Below are 14,230 nucleotides of genomic sequence, written 5' to 3'. Positions count from 1 at the left end.
ATGCACATCCTCGGCATCGGCCTGCATATCCTGGTCGCGATCTACTTCGCGGTGCACGCCATCCGCAGCAACCAGGGCCTGTACTGGCTGTTCATCCTTTTCATGTTCCCGCTGCTGGGCAGCATCGTGTACGGCGTCGCCATCTGGCTGCCGGAAATGCGCCAGAGCTACACGGCACGTCGGGCCGGCAGCGCCGTGCGGCGCGTGCTGGATCCGAACCGCGAACTGCGCGAAGCGCGGGAAGCCCACGACCAGACCGCCACCGTCGCCAACCGCACGCGCCTGGGCCAGGCGCTGCTGGCTTCCGGCCAGGCACAAGAAGCCGTGCCGCTGCTGCGCGCCGCCGCCCAGGGCCTGTATGCCGACGACCCGGACGTGCTGGCGCAGCTGGCGCGCGCCGAACTCGAATCCGGCGACGCGGCGGCGGCCCGCGACCGCCTGGATGCGCTGATCGCCGCCCATCCCAACTACCGCTCGCCGACCGCCCACCTCACCTACGCCCGCGCCGTGGCCGCCTGCGGCGACCAGGCCAAGGCACATGAAGAATTCGAGGTGCTGGTGGACAGTTATCCCGGCCTGGAAGCCCGGGCGCGCTACGCCGAACTGCTGGCGGGCTGGGGCGACACGGAACAGGCCCGCCGCCTTGCCGAAGAGTCCCTGAAAAAGGCGCAGTCCCTGCCCCGCCACTCGCGCGAACTCGACCGTGAGTGGATCCGGCGGCTACAAGCACAGGCACAGGAAGAATGAAGACCCGGGCTCTCTGTTACCTGCTGGCGCTTGTTTTCGTCCTTTCGGGCGCGGCCAAGCTGCTTTCCCTTCCCTTCGAGACCGACGCCTTCGCGCGCTGGGGTTATCCGCTGGTTTTCATGTATGTCATCGGCGCACTCGAACTGGCCGGCGCCGTGGGTTTGCTCCTGCCCAGGCTGTCCGCCCTGGCCGGCTTTTGCCTGTCGGCGCTGATGCTGGGCGCGGTCGCCACCCACCTGCGCCACGGCGAGTGGGTGATGGTGGGCGTGGCGCTGGGCATCCTCCTGGCCGCGTTCTGGTGCGGCTGGCGGCAGCGGTCGGACCTCAGGCGCCTGTTCGGTGGCCGCGCGTCCGCGGGATGAAACAAGGCCTCGCCCTGGTTTCGCTGCTCGTGCGCGACTACGACGAGGCGCTGGCCTTCTACGTCGGCGTGCTTGGTTTCCGCCTGGTCCAAGACCGCCCCGTCCCGGAGCAAGGCAAACGCTGGGTGGTCGTTTCGCCGCCGGGCGATTCCGGCGCGCAGCTGCTGCTGGCCCAGGCATCCACGTCCGCGCAGCACGACCGCATTGGCGACCAGACCGGCGGCCGGGTCGGCTTCTTTCTTTACACCGATGATTTCCAGCGTGACTACGCGGCCTACCGGGCGAAGGGCGTGGTCTTCGTGCGTGAGCCCGTTGAACAGCCCTACGGCACCGTCGCGGTCTTCCAGGACCTTTACGGGAACCTGTGGGACCTGCTCGAACCGCGCAGGCAAGCCCCGTGACCCTTGCCCTGTTCGATTTCGACGGCACGCTGACGACGCACGAGACCATGCCGGTTTTCGTACGGCGCACCGTGAGCACAAGACGCCTGCTTGGCGGGCAGCTGGCGCTCGCCCCGCTCATCGTCGGCTACAGGCTTCGCCTTGTATCGGGGCTGCTGGTGCGAAAGGCGATCGTTCGCGTTGGCTATCGCGGCGTGCGGGCTTCCGTCCTCCAGGCCGAGGGAGAGGCCTTCGCCCGGGACTACCTGCCCCAGGCCTTGCGCCCCGAAGCCATGGAGCGCCTGGAATGGCACCGCGAATCGGGCCACCGGGTGGTGGTCGTGTCCGGCGGCCTGGATGTCTACCTGGCTCCCTGGTGCCGGTCGCTGGGGCTGGAACTTGTCTGCTCGTCCCTCGAACAACACGACGGCGTGCTTACCGGCAGGTACCTCGGCCACCAGTGCGTGCTCGACGAAAAAGTCCGACGGTTACGCGCGGCCTGCGACCTGCAGGCCTACGAAACGATCTACGCCTACGGCGACACGCCCGAGGATGTCCCCTTGCTTACCTTGGCCAGCCACGCCTACTACGCTGGCCAGCCCTGGCCGGCAGGCCGCGATCTCCTGCACGGCGACGCGCCCTACGCCGCGATTACTTGACGCGCTTGCCGTGCTTTACGACCAGGTCGATCCGTTGCAGCAGGGCGACCTGCTTCAGCGCGTCACCGCGCACGGCGACGATATCGGCGTACTTGCCTTCGGTCACGGTGCCGTAGTCCTTGTCCACGCCCATGGCCACGGCCGGCCAGTAGGTCGCGGCGCGGATGGCGTCGGTCGCGGGCACGCCGAACTGGTTCACCCAGACGTCGAGTTCGTTCCAGGTGCTCTGGCTGTGGAACTTCATCGGGATGCCCGAGTCGGTGCCCACCAGCAGCACGACGCCGGACTGGCGCAGCTGGTCGAACTTGCGGCGCAGGGTCGGCTGGCGCTGCGGGGTCTGCTGGAAGTAGGAAATGCGTTCGGGGTGTTCGAGTGAGCCCTTGATGTCTTCGACGATCTCGGGCGGCAGCCCGCGGTGCCAGGAGTCGGAATCGATGAACTCGTTGTTGCGCACCGTGTACGGGAAGTTGAACAGCCCCTCGATGGTCGGGGTCCAGAACAACGGCCCTGCGGCCATGTTGGCGGTGCGTTCGGCCAGCGCGTCCATCACGTCCTTGGGGAACTCGGGCGCCGCGGCGAAGCCGGTGTGCTCGAAGCCATCGACGCCATGGCGCAGGCCGCGCCGCACTTCCTCGGGGCGGTGGGCGTGGGCGATCACGGGCAGGTCGTGCTTGTGGGCTTCGTCGACGATGGCGGCGACTTCGGCCTCGCTCATCTGGTCCTGGTCGATCAGCTTGATGACGTCGACGCCGGCATCGGCCAGGCGACGGATCTTGGCGCGTGCGTCGGCGGGTGAATCCACGCCCCAGCGGAAGGCTTCGGTGCCCGGGTAGGGCTTCTTCTGGATGAAGGGCCCCGACATGTACATGGTCGGGCCCGGGATCCTGCCGGCGTTGATGGCGTCGCGCACGGCGATGGAATCTTCCAGCGGCGCGCCCAGGTCGCGGGCGCTGGTGATGCCGGCCATCAGCAGCTGTTCGGCCGAGGCCGGCATGATCACGTCGCGCAGCTGGGGCAGGTATTTCTTGTCCCAGTAGGCGTAGTCGGCGTGGCCATTGATCATCAGGTGCACGTGCATGTCCCACAGCCCGGGCATGACGGTCATGCCTTCGGTGGACACCACCTCGGCGTCGGCCGGCACCGGCAGGGAACTGACGGTGCCGACGGCGACGATGCGCTCGCCGTCGACGATGATGACGCTGTCGCGGATCGGCTCGGCCAGCGTGCCGTCCACCAGGGTGCCGCCGACCAGGGCGAGCTTCGCCGCCAGCGCGGCGGGGGACAGGACCAGCAGCAGCGCAGTGGCCAGGCAGGTGTGCTTCGGCGTCATCGGGCGGACCTCGGTTGGGCTGGCCCGATGTTAGCGCGAAGCAGGCGCCCCTATTTTGAGTTCACCTGGATGCGCAGCGCCGACACGTAACCTTCATCGCGGCGACTGTGGTCGGCTTCGTAGTCGGTCGCCATCAGCACCACGTGGCTGCCGCCGGCGCTGGCCGCGGCGATGCCGGTGGCGCCACCCTCGACGGGGGTCCAGGCCGAGCGCACGAAGGTTGCCTTCTCCTGGGCCTGCTCGCCCACTTCCAGGCCAGCGGCTTCGAGCTGGGCCGCGAGGCGGTCCATCGCCTCCTGGGCACCGAGTTCGGGCAGGTCCAGATGCACCTGGCGGATGGTCATGCCCGCCTGCGTGCTGATGTCCACCGTGGTGTTGTAGGCAAAGTCCGGCACCACCCCGCCCGGCAGTGGCTTGGACAGCGGGCGGTTGCCGGGCTTGCCCGGCGCCTGGCCGGGCTGGTCGGCGGCGGCGGCGGTGACGGCCGCGGCCTTGCTGGTGTTTTCCGGCGCGGCGTCGGCAGGCTTGTCGCCGGCGCAGGCGGCCAGCAGCGCGAATGCCGGCACGAGGACGATCAGGGAATTGCGCATCATCGGGTTCCTCACCTTTGGCTTCAGGGGAGCAAACGCAGTAAGCGAGCCAATTCCGCCACCAGCAAGATTCCGGCGCCCCGCGCGCGGTAACCTCGGGGCATCCGCCCATTCCAGACAAGGAGATCCGCGATGGCCGTCAAATACATCCTGCGCCTGCCCGAGCCGTCCAAGGCGCGTGGGACCGAGCCCGCCCTGTCCTTCACGTCCGGCGGTGCCGAAGGCCTGGCCGCGGAACTGCAGGCCGCCCTGCGCGAAGACACCCTGTTCCGGCGCTGGCGCGCCATGCAGGAAGACCCGGACGAGGTGGACGACGCGCTGGGTGCCACCGACCCGGCCGCCAGCGTGCTCGGCAAGCAGGAAGACCTGCAGATCGAACTGCACGCCACGACCTCTATTTCCAGCGGCATCCTCAAGCAGCGGCTGAGGTGGCTGGCCGGCGACCACTGGGTGCTGGCCGACGTTCGCAATCCCTAGCCGGTGTTCTGCACGCCGGCGGCAATGCCGTTGACGGTGGTCACCAGCGCGTGGAACAGCGGGCCCTGCTCGGGCCGGCCTTCGGCGCGCCAGCGGGCCAGCAGGTCAACCTGCAGCAGGCTGATCGGGTCGACGTAAGGGTTGCGCAGCCGGATCGACTGGCGCAGGCGGAAGTCGCCGTCGAGCAGGCGCGGGCTGTCCTTGATCGCCAGGATGACGTCGCGGGTGCGCGCGAACTCGTCGGCGATGCCGGGGTAGAAGCGCGCATGCGCGTCACCGGCCAGCAGGGAATAGCGCTCGAAGATCGCCAGGTCGGACTTGGCCAGCACCATTTCGACGTCGTCCACGAGGGTGGCGAAAAACGGCCAGTCGCGGGCCATCTCGGCCACGGCGTCCTGGCCGTAGCGCTCGATGCCCTCGACCAGGCCGGTGCCCACGCCCAGCCAGGCGGTCAGTCCGCAGCGGTTCTGTGACCAGGCGAAAACCCAGGGAATCGCGCGCAGCGACGACACGCCGCCGGCGTTGCCACGTTTGCTGGGACGCGAGCCGATGCGCAGCCGTTCGATGACGTCGATCGGCGTGGCGTCGCGGAAATAGGGCACGAAACCTTCGCTTTCGTAGACCAGGCCGCGGTAGTGCGCGCGTGCGGCCGTGGCGATGGTCGCTGCCATTTCCCGCCAGCGGGCCTCGCGCGGCTCGGGCTGGCGCGGGCGCAGGGTGGCGCGCAGCACGGCGCCGGTGGCCTGTTCGAGGTTGCGCAGGGCGATGGCGCGGATGCCGTACTTGCGGTGGATCACCTCGCCCTGTTCGGTCAGGCGCAGGTAGCCGTCCACCGAACCACGCGGCGCGGCGATGACGGCGCGACCGGTCTTGCCGCCGCCACGCGACAGCGAACCGCCGCGGCCGTGGAAAAACGCGATGCGCACGCCGGCTTCGGCCGCCAGCGCGGTCAGCGCCACCTGGGTCTGCTGCAGCGCCCAGCGCGAGGCGACCAGGCCACCGTCCTTGGCGCTGTCGGAATACCCAAGCATCACCACCTGGCGATCGCCGCGGCTGCGAAGGTGCGCGCGATACACCGGGTCGGCGAACAGCGAACGCAGGGTGTCGGCGGCGTTGTCGAGGTCGTCCACGGTTTCGAACAGCGGCGCCACGTCCAGCGGCACGGCGTCGTTGCCGTCCACGCAGCCGCCCAGCCTCGCCAGCGCCAGCACCGCCAGTGCGTCGGCGGCGCTGCGGCTCATGGAAATGATGTACGGACCGATGGCGCGCGCGCCGTAGCGCGGCAGCGACTCGGCGACGGTGCGGAACACGTCGAGCACGGGACGGGCAGCCTCGGCGGACGGGTTGCCGGCCCGGCCCTTGCCGCCCGCCAGGTCGCGCAGGCGCTGCGCGCGGTCCTGCCAGTCGCGGTCGGGGAAACTTTCGTCGTCGAGCACCGCGGCCAGCGCGATGTCGTGCTGGCTGCTTTCCTGGCGCAGGTCGAGCGTGGCCAGGTGGAAGCCGAAAGCCTGCACGCGACGCAGCAGGCGGCGTACCGCGAACCCCCCGGCGTGGTCGCCGCGGTGCTGCCGGAGGCTGGCCTCGACCAGGCGCAGGTCGGCCAGCAGGTCATCGGGGCTGGCGTAGCCGATGTCATGGTCGTTTGCCGTCGCCTGCAGGCGCGCGGCGACCAGGGTCAGGAAACGCCGGTAGGGCAGGTCGGCGTGGCGCGCCTTGATCGCGTCGGCGGCGTCGGGAAAACGCTGGGCGTAGTCGTCGCCGCGCGCGATCATGTCGCCCGCGACGCCGACCCGGCCTTCGGTCTGGCTGAGCAGGTCGGCCAGTTTTTCCAGTTCGCGCCGGTAGCGGCCCAGCACGATCGCGCGCTGGCTCGACAGGGTGGCCGCGATGGTCTGCGCGCCGACGTTCGGATTGCCGTCCATGTCGCCGCCGACCCAGGAGCCAAAGCCCAGCAGGGGTGGCAGTTCGTCGGGCGAGATGTCGTAGACGGCGTGCAGGGCGTCGAGGAAGGCTTCGTGGAAAACCGGCAGCACGCGGTAGAGCACGTCGGACAGGTAATAGGCGACGTGTTCGAACTCGTCGGCGACGGTGGGTTTTTCCGGCGGGGTTTCGTCGGTCTGCCAGCTGGCGGTCAGGGCCAGGCGCATGCGTTCGACGTCGGCGCGACGCTCCTGCGGGGTCAGGCTGCGGTCGATGTCCTCGACCAGGCAGCGCACGACCTCGCTTTCCTTTTCCAGCAGCGCGCGGCGCACGGCTTCGGTGGGATGGGCGGTGAACACCGGCTCGACGCGCAGGCGCGGCAGCAGGGCCAGCACGGCTTCGGCGGGCACGCCTTCGTCGCGCAGCTTGCGCAGCGAGTCCTCCAGGCCACCGGGCTGGGGCGATTCGCCCAGGCGCTGGTAGTCGCGGCGGCGGCGGATGCGGTGCACGCGCTCGGCCAGGTTCACCGCCTGGAAGTAGCTGGCGAACGCGCGCACCAGCAGCTCGGCGCGGTCGAGCGGCAGCGCGCGCAGGCGTTCGGCAACGTCTTCAAGCGGAGCACCGGCCTCGCGGCGGCGGATGGAGGCGATGCGCAGGGTTTCGACATCGTCGAGGAACCCGGGCGAGACCTGTTCGGCAAGGATCTCGCCGACCAGGGTGCCCAGGCGCTTGACGTCCTCGCGCAGCAGGTCGTCGGTGGCGGGCAGGTCGATGTCGCGAAGGGATTCGGGGATCTGGCTCATCGACAAAGCCTAACCCAAGCCAGTGTCAAACCCCGATCTTAGCCACAGCACTTCTTGTACTTCTTGCCGCTGCCGCAGGGGCAGGGATCGTTGCGTTCGGGGGTGGCGGCGCGGCGCACGGGTTCGCGCGGGGTCAGCGACTCGATGCGGTGGCAGTGCAGGTCGTGCAGCATGTCCGGCAGGCCGCCGTAGATTTCCAGGCGCTCGCGGTAATCCAGCGGCACCGGTGCCCCACCCTCTTCCTCGGGGGGATAGCTGCCCACGGCCAGGGCTTCGATGTAGGCCTCGACTTCGCCGATCCACTCGTCCTTGGCGATCCAGGCGTCCCAGGCGTCGGAGCGCAGGTCCATGCCGTCGAGGAATCCACCGGCCCAGGCGGCACCGATGTCCACGTCGGGGCCATGTTCGCCCTCCGGATCGTCGGGCAGCCACCACAGCAGCGCGCCTTCGACGGTGAGTTCGTCGCCGGGCTGGCGCACGCGGCGGCGGGCGGTTTCCCAGGCCAGCATCAGCAGGGCGGTGGCCTCGGCTTCCTCGTCGGCGTTTTCCCAGCGCGGCGGCGCCTTGCCCCAGACGCGCGGCAGCCAGTCGGCCGGCGTCACTTCGCCCGGGCTGACCGCCAGGGCCGTCAGGTAACCGTCCAGCGGCTCCAGGCCGAGGCCGCCGAAGGGCACGGCGCGTTGTTCGAGCAGGCGATCGAGCTGGTCGATGCGGGCATCGTTGGCGCGGAACCAGTCGGCTTTGATGGTGGCCATCAGTACGCGAACTCCCGGAACACCGGATCAACGCTGCCGCCCCAGGCACCGTGGAACAGCGCCAGCTTGCGCTCGGCCGGGGTTTCATTGGCCAGGGCGAATTCCAGCAGCGGCTCCAGGAACACCGCTTCGCTGGCGCCGGACTTGTTGAGCCGGTTGCGCCGCGCCAGGCCCTGGCCGGAGATCTTCAGCGCCTCAAGGGCGAGCTCGCGCAGCGTGGCACCGCGGAACGGCAGCTTGAAGCCATGTCTTGGCACGCCATCGCGCAGCGCATGGCGCTCTTCGCGGCTGAAGTCCTTCACCAGGTCCCAGGCCGCGTCCAGCGACGCATCGTCGTAGAGCAGGCCGGTCCAGAACGCCGGCAGCGCACACAGGCGGTTCCAGGGGCCGCCGTCGGCGCCGCGCATTTCCAGGTACTTCTTCAGCCGCACTTCCGGGAAGGCGGTGGTCATGTGGTCGGCCCAGTCGCGCAGGGTCGGCAGCTGGCCGGGAAGTTCAGCCAGTTCGCCGCGCAGGAACTTGCGGAAGCTGCGGCCGGCCAGGTCCAGGTACTCGCCGTTGCGGTAGCTGAAGTACATGGGCACGTCGAGCAGGTAGTCGACGTAACGCTCGAAACCGAAACCATCCTCGAACACGAAGTCGAGCATGCCGGTGCGGTCGGGGTCGGTGTCGGTCCAGATGTGCGACCGGTAGGACAGGTAACCGTTGGGCTTGCCGTCGGTGAACGGCGAATCGGCGAACAGCGCGGTGGCGATGGGCTGAAGCGCCAGCGACACGCGGAACTTCTTCACCATGTCCGCCTCGTCGGCGAAATCCAGGTTCACCTGCACGGTGCAGGTGCGGGTCATCATGTCCAGGCCCAGCTGGCCACGCTTGGGCATGTACTCGCGCATGATCTTGTAGCGGCCCTTGGGCATCCAGGGCATCTGGTCGCGGCGCCACTTGGGCTGGAAACCCATGCCCAGGAAACCCAGGCCCAGTTCGTCACCGACGGCCTTGACCTCGCGCAGGTGGGTCATGGTTTCGCAGCAGGTGTCGTGGATGTTCTCGAGCATGCCGCCCGAGAGTTCCAGCTGGCCGGCCGGTTCCAGCGTCACCGACGCGCCGTCCTTGGCCAGGGCGATGAGCTTGCCGTGTTCTTCGTAGGGCTCCCAGCCGAAGCGGGTGAGCCCGCGCAGCAGGGCTTCGATGCCGCGCTCGCCGTCCCAGGTGGGCGGACGCAGGTCGTCGAGCTGGAAGCCGAACTTTTCGTGTTCGGTGCCGATGCGCCAGTCCTGCCTTGGCCGGCTGCCCGTCGCCAGGTAGTCAACCAGTACGCGGTGGTCGGTCAGCGGTTCGTCCTTGGCATGGCTCGGTCCGGACAAAGGGGGTCCTAGGTACACTCTGGGGATGCGAATCGTAACCCGCGCCGTCGCGCTTGGCGTCCTGCTGGCGGGCCTGCACTGTTCCGGCGTGGCCCTGGCGCAGACGCTCGAGCGCGGCAACGGCCCCGAACCGTCCACGCTCGATCCGCACCGCTGCCCTGAAGTGGCCTGCGCGAACATCCTGCGCGACCTGTTCGAAGGCCTGGTGGCCGAGGATGGCGCCGGCCGGCTGGTTCCGGGCCTCGCCGAACGCTGGTCGGTGTCCGAGGACGGCCGCACCTGGAGCTTCCACCTGCGCCCGGACGCACGCTGGTCGAACGGCGAGCCCCTGGACGCCCCGCAGGTGCTGGCCAGCCTGCGCCGGGCCTTCGCCCCGGCCACGGCCGCGCCCTTCGCCGGCCACCTGGACGCCATTGAAAACGCCAGCGCCGTGCAGCGCGGCCAGCAGCCGCCGGAACGCCTTGGCATCACCGCGCCCGACCCGGCCACCCTGGTCTTCACGCTGCGCCGCAGTGCCGACCTGCCCCGCCTGCTGACCCTGCCGGTAGCCTACCCGGTGTACCTGCCCGGACTGGCCGAACACGGCGCGCGCCACACCCGACCCGGCAACCTGGTGTCCAACGGCGCCTATCGCCTGGCCGACTGGCTGCCGCAGGCGCAGGTCACGCTGGAAACCAACCCGCACTTCCGCGAACCGCCGCCGATCCCGCGCGTGCGCTTCCACGTCACCGAAGACGCCGCCAGCGAACTGCGTCGTTTCGAAGCCGGCGGCCTGCACATCACCGAAACCCTGCCGCCGCAGCCCCTGGCCCACCTGCGCGAACGATTCGGCGGCCAGCTGCGCATCAGTCCCTACCTGGGCAGCTTCTGGCTGGGCTTCAACCTCGAGCGCCCGCCGTTCAAGGATCAGGCGGCGCTGCGCGAAGCGCTGTCGCTGGCGGTGGACCGCGACATCCTCACCCGCCACGTCACCGGCCTGGGCGAAAGCCCGGCCTGGGGCGTGGTGCCGCCGGGCGTGGCCGGCTACGAGCCCCCCCTGCCGCCGGCCGCGGCGATGAGCCAGGCCCAACGCGAAGCCCGCGCCCGCGCGCTGTACGCCCAGGCCGGCTATTCATCCGAGAATCCGCTGCAGGTCGAGCTGCGCTACAACACCTCCACCCCGCACCGGCGCCTGGCGCTGGCGGTGGCGGCGATGTGGCGCGAAACCCTGGGCGTGCAGACCCGCCTGCGCAACGAAGAATGGAAGGTGTTCGTGGGCACCCGCCGCCAGCGCGTGATCACCCAGGCTTTCCGCGGCGGCTGGATCGCCGACATCGACGATGCCCGCAACTTCCTGGACACCTTCCGCAGCGACAGTGCCTCGAACTGGAGCGCTTACGAGGACCCGGCCTACGACGCCCTGCTTGATGCCGCCGACGCCGCGCCGACGCTGGCGCAACGGCAGCGGCTGCTGCGCCAGGCCGAAGCCCGCCTGCAGTCGGCGCACGCAGTGCTGCCGCTTTACCACTACACGTCCAAACACCTGGTGCACCCGGACGTGCAGGGCTTCGAAGCCAACCCGCTCGACCGCCACCCCAGCCGGTTCCTGCAGCTGCGCGACTAGCCCCGGCGTCCGTGCCGGAAGGCATCGTGGCTACCTTCCCACCAGGTGCGCGACATCGCGTAGGCGCTGAAATAGACCACGCCGCCCAGCAGCCCCCACTTGAGTTCGTGCCCGGTCAGCGGGTCCATGTGGTCGAAGGTGATCACCCGCCCGGCCAGCCCCAGGTCCGGCAGCACCGCCGCCAGCAAGGCGGTCACCAGCACCACGGGCAGGATGATCAGGAAGGGCCCCAGCATCTCCAGCATCCAGCGCGAATGCAGGTCCGGCGGCCGCGCCAGCCGCGACAGGTTGCGCATGATGATCGGCGCCTGCGCCACCAGCACCGCCCACCAGGACGGTTCGTCCTGGCCACCCTCGGACGCCACCCACACCAGCAGCATGAACAGCACCGCGTGCAGCACCAGGAACCAGGTGATGCCGCGCACGCCGCGTGGCGTCACCAGGCCGATGAGCGCCGTGAACACCCAGAACTGCAGCGCCACCGCGACCACCATCGACAGCAGCGTTTCGTCCGAGAGCCAGGCCGAGAACAGCCAGGCCAGCAGGTAGCTGGCGGCCACGGCGAGCTCGCTGCCGCCCTCGCGCAGCACCCGGCCCCAGAATGTGGTTCCGCCCGACTCGTCCATGCCTGTCCCCCTGCGGCAGCGTGACATCCCCGGGTTGCTTGGGCAAAGTCCCGGCATGCCCGCCGCCCGCCTGTTCGCCAGCCGCGCCCTGGAAGCCCTGCTGACGCTGTGGCTGCTGGCGACCCTGTGTTTCGTGCTGCTGCGCGCGGCGCCCGGCGGTCCCTTCGACGCCGAAAAGGCGGCGCCGCCGGAAGTCGAGGCGGCGCTGGCCGCGCAGTACCGGCTCGACCAGCCGCTGCCGCTGCAATACGCCTACTGGGTGGCCGACGTCGTGCGCGGCGACCTCGGCCCGTCGTTCCAGTATCCCGACTACCGGGTCAGCGAACTGCTGGCCGCGGCGATGCCGATCACCCTGGTCAACGGCGGCCTGGCCCTGCTGCTGGCGCTGGGGCTGGGCGTGCCACTGGGCACGTGGGCGGCGCTGCGGGCGGGCAGCTGGACCGACCGGGCGCTGATGTTTGGCGCCGGACTGGGACTGTCGATCCCGAAGTTCGTGGTGGCGCCGCTGCTGGTGCTGGTGTTCGCGGTGGGCCTGCAGTGGCTGCCAGCCGGGGGCTGGGACGGCAGCTGGCGCAGCGTGGTGCTGCCGGTCATCGCGCTGGCGCTGCCCAATCTGGCCTACTGCGCGCGGCTCACGCGCGGGTCGCTGATGGACGTACTGGGTGCGGACTACCTGCGCGCGGCGCGCGGGCGCGGCATTTCCGGGGCCCGCCTGCTCTTCATGCATGCCCTGCGGCCCGGCCTGCTGCCGGTGGTGGCCTGGCTGAGCCCGGCGCTGATCAACGTGGTCAGCGGCTCGGCGGTGGTCGAACAGGTGTTCGGCATCCCGGGCATCGGCCGCTATTTCGTGCAGGGTGCGCTCAACCGCGACTACACCCTGGTGCTGGGCGTCGTACTGGTCGTCGGCGCCGCCATCGTGGTCATCAACGTGCTGGTGGACTGGCTGCGCGGCCGCATGGACCCGCGGCTGCGGGAAGGGCCGGTCTAGACCTCGAGCCAGCCGGTGACCACGGCGCGGGCCTCGTCGACGCCGATCTTGGCGTCGGCGGAAAACACCTGGGCGCTGGCGCGGCCGGCGAGTTCCTTGCGGACCTTGAGCAGGATGTTGCCCTGCTCGCCGCGGCCCAGCTTGTCGGCCTTGGTCAGCAGGCAGTGCGCCGGCAGCTCCCGCTCGAAGGCGTAGTCGAGCATCTGCAGGTCGTACTCGCGCAGCGGATGGCGGATGTCCATCACCACCACCAGGCCCTTGAGCGAGGTGCGCTCCTGGAAGTAGCGGTTGATCATGCCCTTCCAGGCCTCGCGCATCGCCTCGGGCACCTTGGCGTAGCCATAACCCGGCAAATCCACCAGGAAACGACCGGGGTCGACCTCGAAGTAATTCAGCGCCTGGGTGCGACCCGGGGTCTTGGACACGCGCGCCAGCCCCTTCTGGTTGGTCAGGGCATTGAGGGCGCTGGATTTGCCGGCGTTGGAACGGCCGGCGAACACGACCTCGCGGCCGTCATCGGGCGGCAGCTGCCGCAGGGAATGCACGGAATCAACGTATTTGGCTCGGGCCAGGGCGTTGGACATCGGGGCTCGCCGGGGCGGGAAAGGCGCCAAGCATGGCCCCTGCCGGCCCTCCTGACCAGCCTTGGCACCGCCGCGGGCCCGGTTTAATTGACCGTCGCGGCCACCGGCTGGGATAATCCGCGCCTTCCTGCGCGCCCGTCGCGCAAGCCCCTGATTCCCTTGAAACCAGCTTTCCGGAGCCGCTCATGAAGTTCACGCGCATCCTTGGTGTCGCCGCCGCCCTGGCCTTCTCGGCCGTGGCCGTGGGCCAGGAGACCGAAGTGGAGCCCGCAGCCACCGTGTCGGCGGCCCCCGAGGCCGTACCGGCCCCGGTGGAGGCCCTTGAGGTCGACGGCGCCGAAGCCAGCAATGGCGACGCCCAGGCCGGCGCCGGCAAGGCGATCGCCTGCGCGGCCTGCCACGGCGTCGACGGCAACTCGGCCGACCCGCAGTACCCCAAGCTGGCCGGCCAGCACGAGCGCTACATCGCCCGCCAGCTTTCGCTGTACAAGACCGGCGGGCGCGAGAACGCGATCATGCTCGGCTTCGCCGCCGGCCTGAGCGCGCAGGACATGCGCGACATCGGCGCCTACTTCGCCAGCCAGAAGGTCGTGCCGGGCGTGGCCGACGACACCGTGATCGCCGAAGGCCCCTACTCCGGCCGCAAGTTCTATGCGGTGGGCGAGCAGATCTTCCGTTTCGGCAAGGCCGACGGTTCGGTGCCGGCCTGCGCCGCCTGCCACGGCCCCGCCGGCTCGGGCAACCCGGGTTCGGCCTGGCCCTCCCTGGGCGGCCAGCACGCCGGTTACACCGCCACCGTGCTCACCGCCTTCCGCGACGGCAAGGTCTGGGGCAAGGACCAGAACGCCAACGCCATCATGGCCGGCGTCGCCGGCGGCCTGAGCGACGATGAGGTCCAGGCCCTGGCCAGCTACATCGAAGGCCTGCACAACGCCGCCGACACCCCGTCGGCCGAAGCGATGGCCGCCGGCCAGCCGCAGGGCTGATCCCCATGACGCGGTGGCCCGCCCGGCCGCCGCGGGTTGAACCTTTGCCTGCCGAC

Annotated in this window: 15 protein-coding genes; 8 read left to right on the top strand and 7 right to left on the bottom strand. The window is 69.8% G+C overall.

All coding sequences use genetic code 11. The features are described from left to right. The 4 genes from ACYVJH_RS00270 to ACYVJH_RS00255 are packed head-to-tail and all read left to right on the top strand — an operon-like array spanning position 1 to position 2,148. Positions 1–747 (top strand): tetratricopeptide repeat protein, encoded by a 747-nt coding sequence (locus tag ACYVJH_RS00270; RefSeq protein WP_460452679.1) that lies wholly within the window; start codon positions 1–3, stop codon positions 745–747. Further along, positions 744–1,109 (top strand): DoxX family protein, encoded by a 366-nt coding sequence (locus ACYVJH_RS00265; RefSeq protein WP_460452678.1) that lies wholly within the window; start codon positions 744–746, stop codon positions 1,107–1,109. Before ACYVJH_RS00270 ends, ACYVJH_RS00265 begins: the two co-directional genes overlap by 4 nt. After that, positions 1,106–1,510: a VOC family protein gene (locus ACYVJH_RS00260; protein WP_460452677.1), complete on the top strand. Its 405-nt coding sequence runs from the start codon at positions 1,106–1,108 to the stop codon at positions 1,508–1,510. Before ACYVJH_RS00265 ends, ACYVJH_RS00260 begins: the two co-directional genes overlap by 4 nt. Next, on the top strand, positions 1,507–2,148 hold the full coding sequence (locus ACYVJH_RS00255) for an HAD family hydrolase (protein ID WP_460452676.1): 642 nt from the start codon (positions 1,507–1,509) through the stop codon (positions 2,146–2,148). Before ACYVJH_RS00260 ends, ACYVJH_RS00255 begins: the two co-directional genes overlap by 4 nt. On the opposite strand, the gene ACYVJH_RS00250 is transcribed toward ACYVJH_RS00255, so the two are convergent. Together ACYVJH_RS00250 and ACYVJH_RS00245 are read right to left on the bottom strand one after the other, a co-directional pair. After that, positions 2,141–3,478: an amidohydrolase family protein gene (locus ACYVJH_RS00250; protein WP_460452675.1), complete on the bottom strand. Its 1,338-nt coding sequence runs from the start codon at positions 3,476–3,478 to the stop codon at positions 2,141–2,143. The genes ACYVJH_RS00255 and ACYVJH_RS00250 overlap by 8 nt on opposite strands. Before the next feature lie 50 nt (positions 3,479–3,528). After that, positions 3,529–4,071 (bottom strand): hypothetical protein, encoded by a 543-nt coding sequence (locus tag ACYVJH_RS00245; RefSeq protein WP_460452674.1) that lies wholly within the window; start codon positions 4,069–4,071, stop codon positions 3,529–3,531. A 129-nt stretch (positions 4,072–4,200) separates the two neighbouring features. Here ACYVJH_RS00245 and ACYVJH_RS00240 point away from each other — a divergent pair, with 129 nt between their 5' ends. Continuing rightward, on the top strand, positions 4,201–4,545 hold the full coding sequence (locus tag ACYVJH_RS00240; RefSeq protein WP_460452673.1) for a hypothetical protein: 345 nt from the start codon (positions 4,201–4,203) through the stop codon (positions 4,543–4,545). Here ACYVJH_RS00240 and ppc read toward each other — a convergent pair. Genes ppc through ACYVJH_RS00225 form a run of 3 tightly spaced genes read right to left on the bottom strand, consistent with a single transcriptional unit; the run spans position 4,542 to position 9,387 of the window. Beyond that, complete coding sequence (ppc, locus tag ACYVJH_RS00235) at positions 4,542–7,268, bottom strand: phosphoenolpyruvate carboxylase (protein WP_460452672.1); 2,727 nt, start codon at positions 7,266–7,268, stop codon at positions 4,542–4,544. The genes ACYVJH_RS00240 and ppc overlap by 4 nt on opposite strands. A 38-nt stretch (positions 7,269–7,306) precedes the next feature. Beyond that, on the bottom strand, positions 7,307–8,023 hold the full coding sequence (locus ACYVJH_RS00230) for a UPF0149 family protein (RefSeq protein ID WP_460452671.1): 717 nt from the start codon (positions 8,021–8,023) through the stop codon (positions 7,307–7,309). After that, positions 8,023–9,387, bottom strand: coding sequence for a glutamate--cysteine ligase (locus ACYVJH_RS00225; RefSeq protein WP_460452670.1), 1,365 nt, complete (start codon positions 9,385–9,387; stop codon positions 8,023–8,025). Before ACYVJH_RS00225 ends, ACYVJH_RS00230 begins: the two co-directional genes overlap by 1 nt. Positions 9,388–9,412: 25 nt before the next feature. Here ACYVJH_RS00225 and ACYVJH_RS00220 point away from each other — a divergent pair, with 25 nt between their 5' ends. Beyond that, positions 9,413–10,990 carry a peptide ABC transporter substrate-binding protein gene (locus ACYVJH_RS00220; RefSeq protein ID WP_460452669.1) on the top strand — a complete coding sequence of 526 codons (1,578 nt, stop codon included), beginning with the start codon at positions 9,413–9,415 and terminating at the stop codon, positions 10,988–10,990. Here the strand turns inward: ACYVJH_RS00220 and ACYVJH_RS00215 are convergent. Then, a complete protein-coding gene (locus ACYVJH_RS00215; RefSeq protein WP_460452668.1) occupies positions 10,987–11,616 on the bottom strand; it encodes a hypothetical protein in 630 nt (209 codons plus the stop codon). The genes ACYVJH_RS00220 and ACYVJH_RS00215 overlap by 4 nt on opposite strands. A 55-nt stretch (positions 11,617–11,671) precedes the next feature. On the opposite strand from ACYVJH_RS00215, the gene ACYVJH_RS00210 reads away from it, so the two are divergent. Next, the gene (locus tag ACYVJH_RS00210; protein ID WP_460452667.1) at positions 11,672–12,604 is read left to right on the top strand and encodes an ABC transporter permease; all 933 of its coding nucleotides are present in this window, start codon (positions 11,672–11,674) and stop codon (positions 12,602–12,604) included. On the opposite strand, the gene yihA is transcribed toward ACYVJH_RS00210, so the two are convergent. Then, positions 12,601–13,188, bottom strand: coding sequence for a ribosome biogenesis GTP-binding protein YihA/YsxC (gene yihA, locus ACYVJH_RS00205; protein ID WP_460452666.1), 588 nt, complete (start codon positions 13,186–13,188; stop codon positions 12,601–12,603). The genes ACYVJH_RS00210 and yihA overlap by 4 nt on opposite strands. Positions 13,189–13,373: 185 nt before the next feature. On the opposite strand from yihA, the gene ACYVJH_RS00200 reads away from it, so the two are divergent. Continuing rightward, a complete protein-coding gene (locus ACYVJH_RS00200; RefSeq protein ID WP_460452665.1) occupies positions 13,374–14,174 on the top strand; it encodes a c-type cytochrome in 801 nt (266 codons plus the stop codon). Positions 14,175–14,230 lie beyond the last annotated feature (56 nt).

It is taken from the genome of Arenimonas aestuarii, from assembly GCF_054781715.1.
This window is presented reverse-complemented; position numbering and strand designations above follow the sequence as displayed.

Bases quoted from the DNA above. Each gene is read 5' to 3' on its own strand.
- ACYVJH_RS00200 (WP_460452665.1), top strand. From the start codon at position 13,374: ATGAAGTTCACGCGCATCCTTGGTGTCGCCGCCGCCCTGGCCTTCTCG.
- ACYVJH_RS00240 (WP_460452673.1), top strand. From the start codon at position 4,201: ATGGCCGTCAAATACATCCTGCGCCTGCCCGAGCCGTCCAAGGCGCGT.
- ACYVJH_RS00265 (WP_460452678.1), top strand. From the start codon at position 744: ATGAAGACCCGGGCTCTCTGTTACCTGCTGGCGCTTGTTTTCGTCCTT.
- ppc (WP_460452672.1), bottom strand. From the start codon at position 7,268: ATGAGCCAGATCCCCGAATCCCTTCGCGACATCGACCTGCCCGCCACC.
- ACYVJH_RS00245 (WP_460452674.1), bottom strand. From the start codon at position 4,071: ATGATGCGCAATTCCCTGATCGTCCTCGTGCCGGCATTCGCGCTGCTG.
- yihA (WP_460452666.1), bottom strand. From the start codon at position 13,188: ATGTCCAACGCCCTGGCCCGAGCCAAATACGTTGATTCCGTGCATTCC.
- ACYVJH_RS00230 (WP_460452671.1), bottom strand. From the start codon at position 8,023: ATGGCCACCATCAAAGCCGACTGGTTCCGCGCCAACGATGCCCGCATC.
- ACYVJH_RS00270 (WP_460452679.1), top strand. From the start codon at position 1: ATGCACATCCTCGGCATCGGCCTGCATATCCTGGTCGCGATCTACTTC.
- ACYVJH_RS00215 (WP_460452668.1), bottom strand. From the start codon at position 11,616: ATGGACGAGTCGGGCGGAACCACATTCTGGGGCCGGGTGCTGCGCGAG.
- ACYVJH_RS00250 (WP_460452675.1), bottom strand. From the start codon at position 3,478: ATGACGCCGAAGCACACCTGCCTGGCCACTGCGCTGCTGCTGGTCCTG.
- ACYVJH_RS00260 (WP_460452677.1), top strand. From the start codon at position 1,106: ATGAAACAAGGCCTCGCCCTGGTTTCGCTGCTCGTGCGCGACTACGAC.
- ACYVJH_RS00220 (WP_460452669.1), top strand. From the start codon at position 9,413: ATGCGAATCGTAACCCGCGCCGTCGCGCTTGGCGTCCTGCTGGCGGGC.
- ACYVJH_RS00210 (WP_460452667.1), top strand. From the start codon at position 11,672: ATGCCCGCCGCCCGCCTGTTCGCCAGCCGCGCCCTGGAAGCCCTGCTG.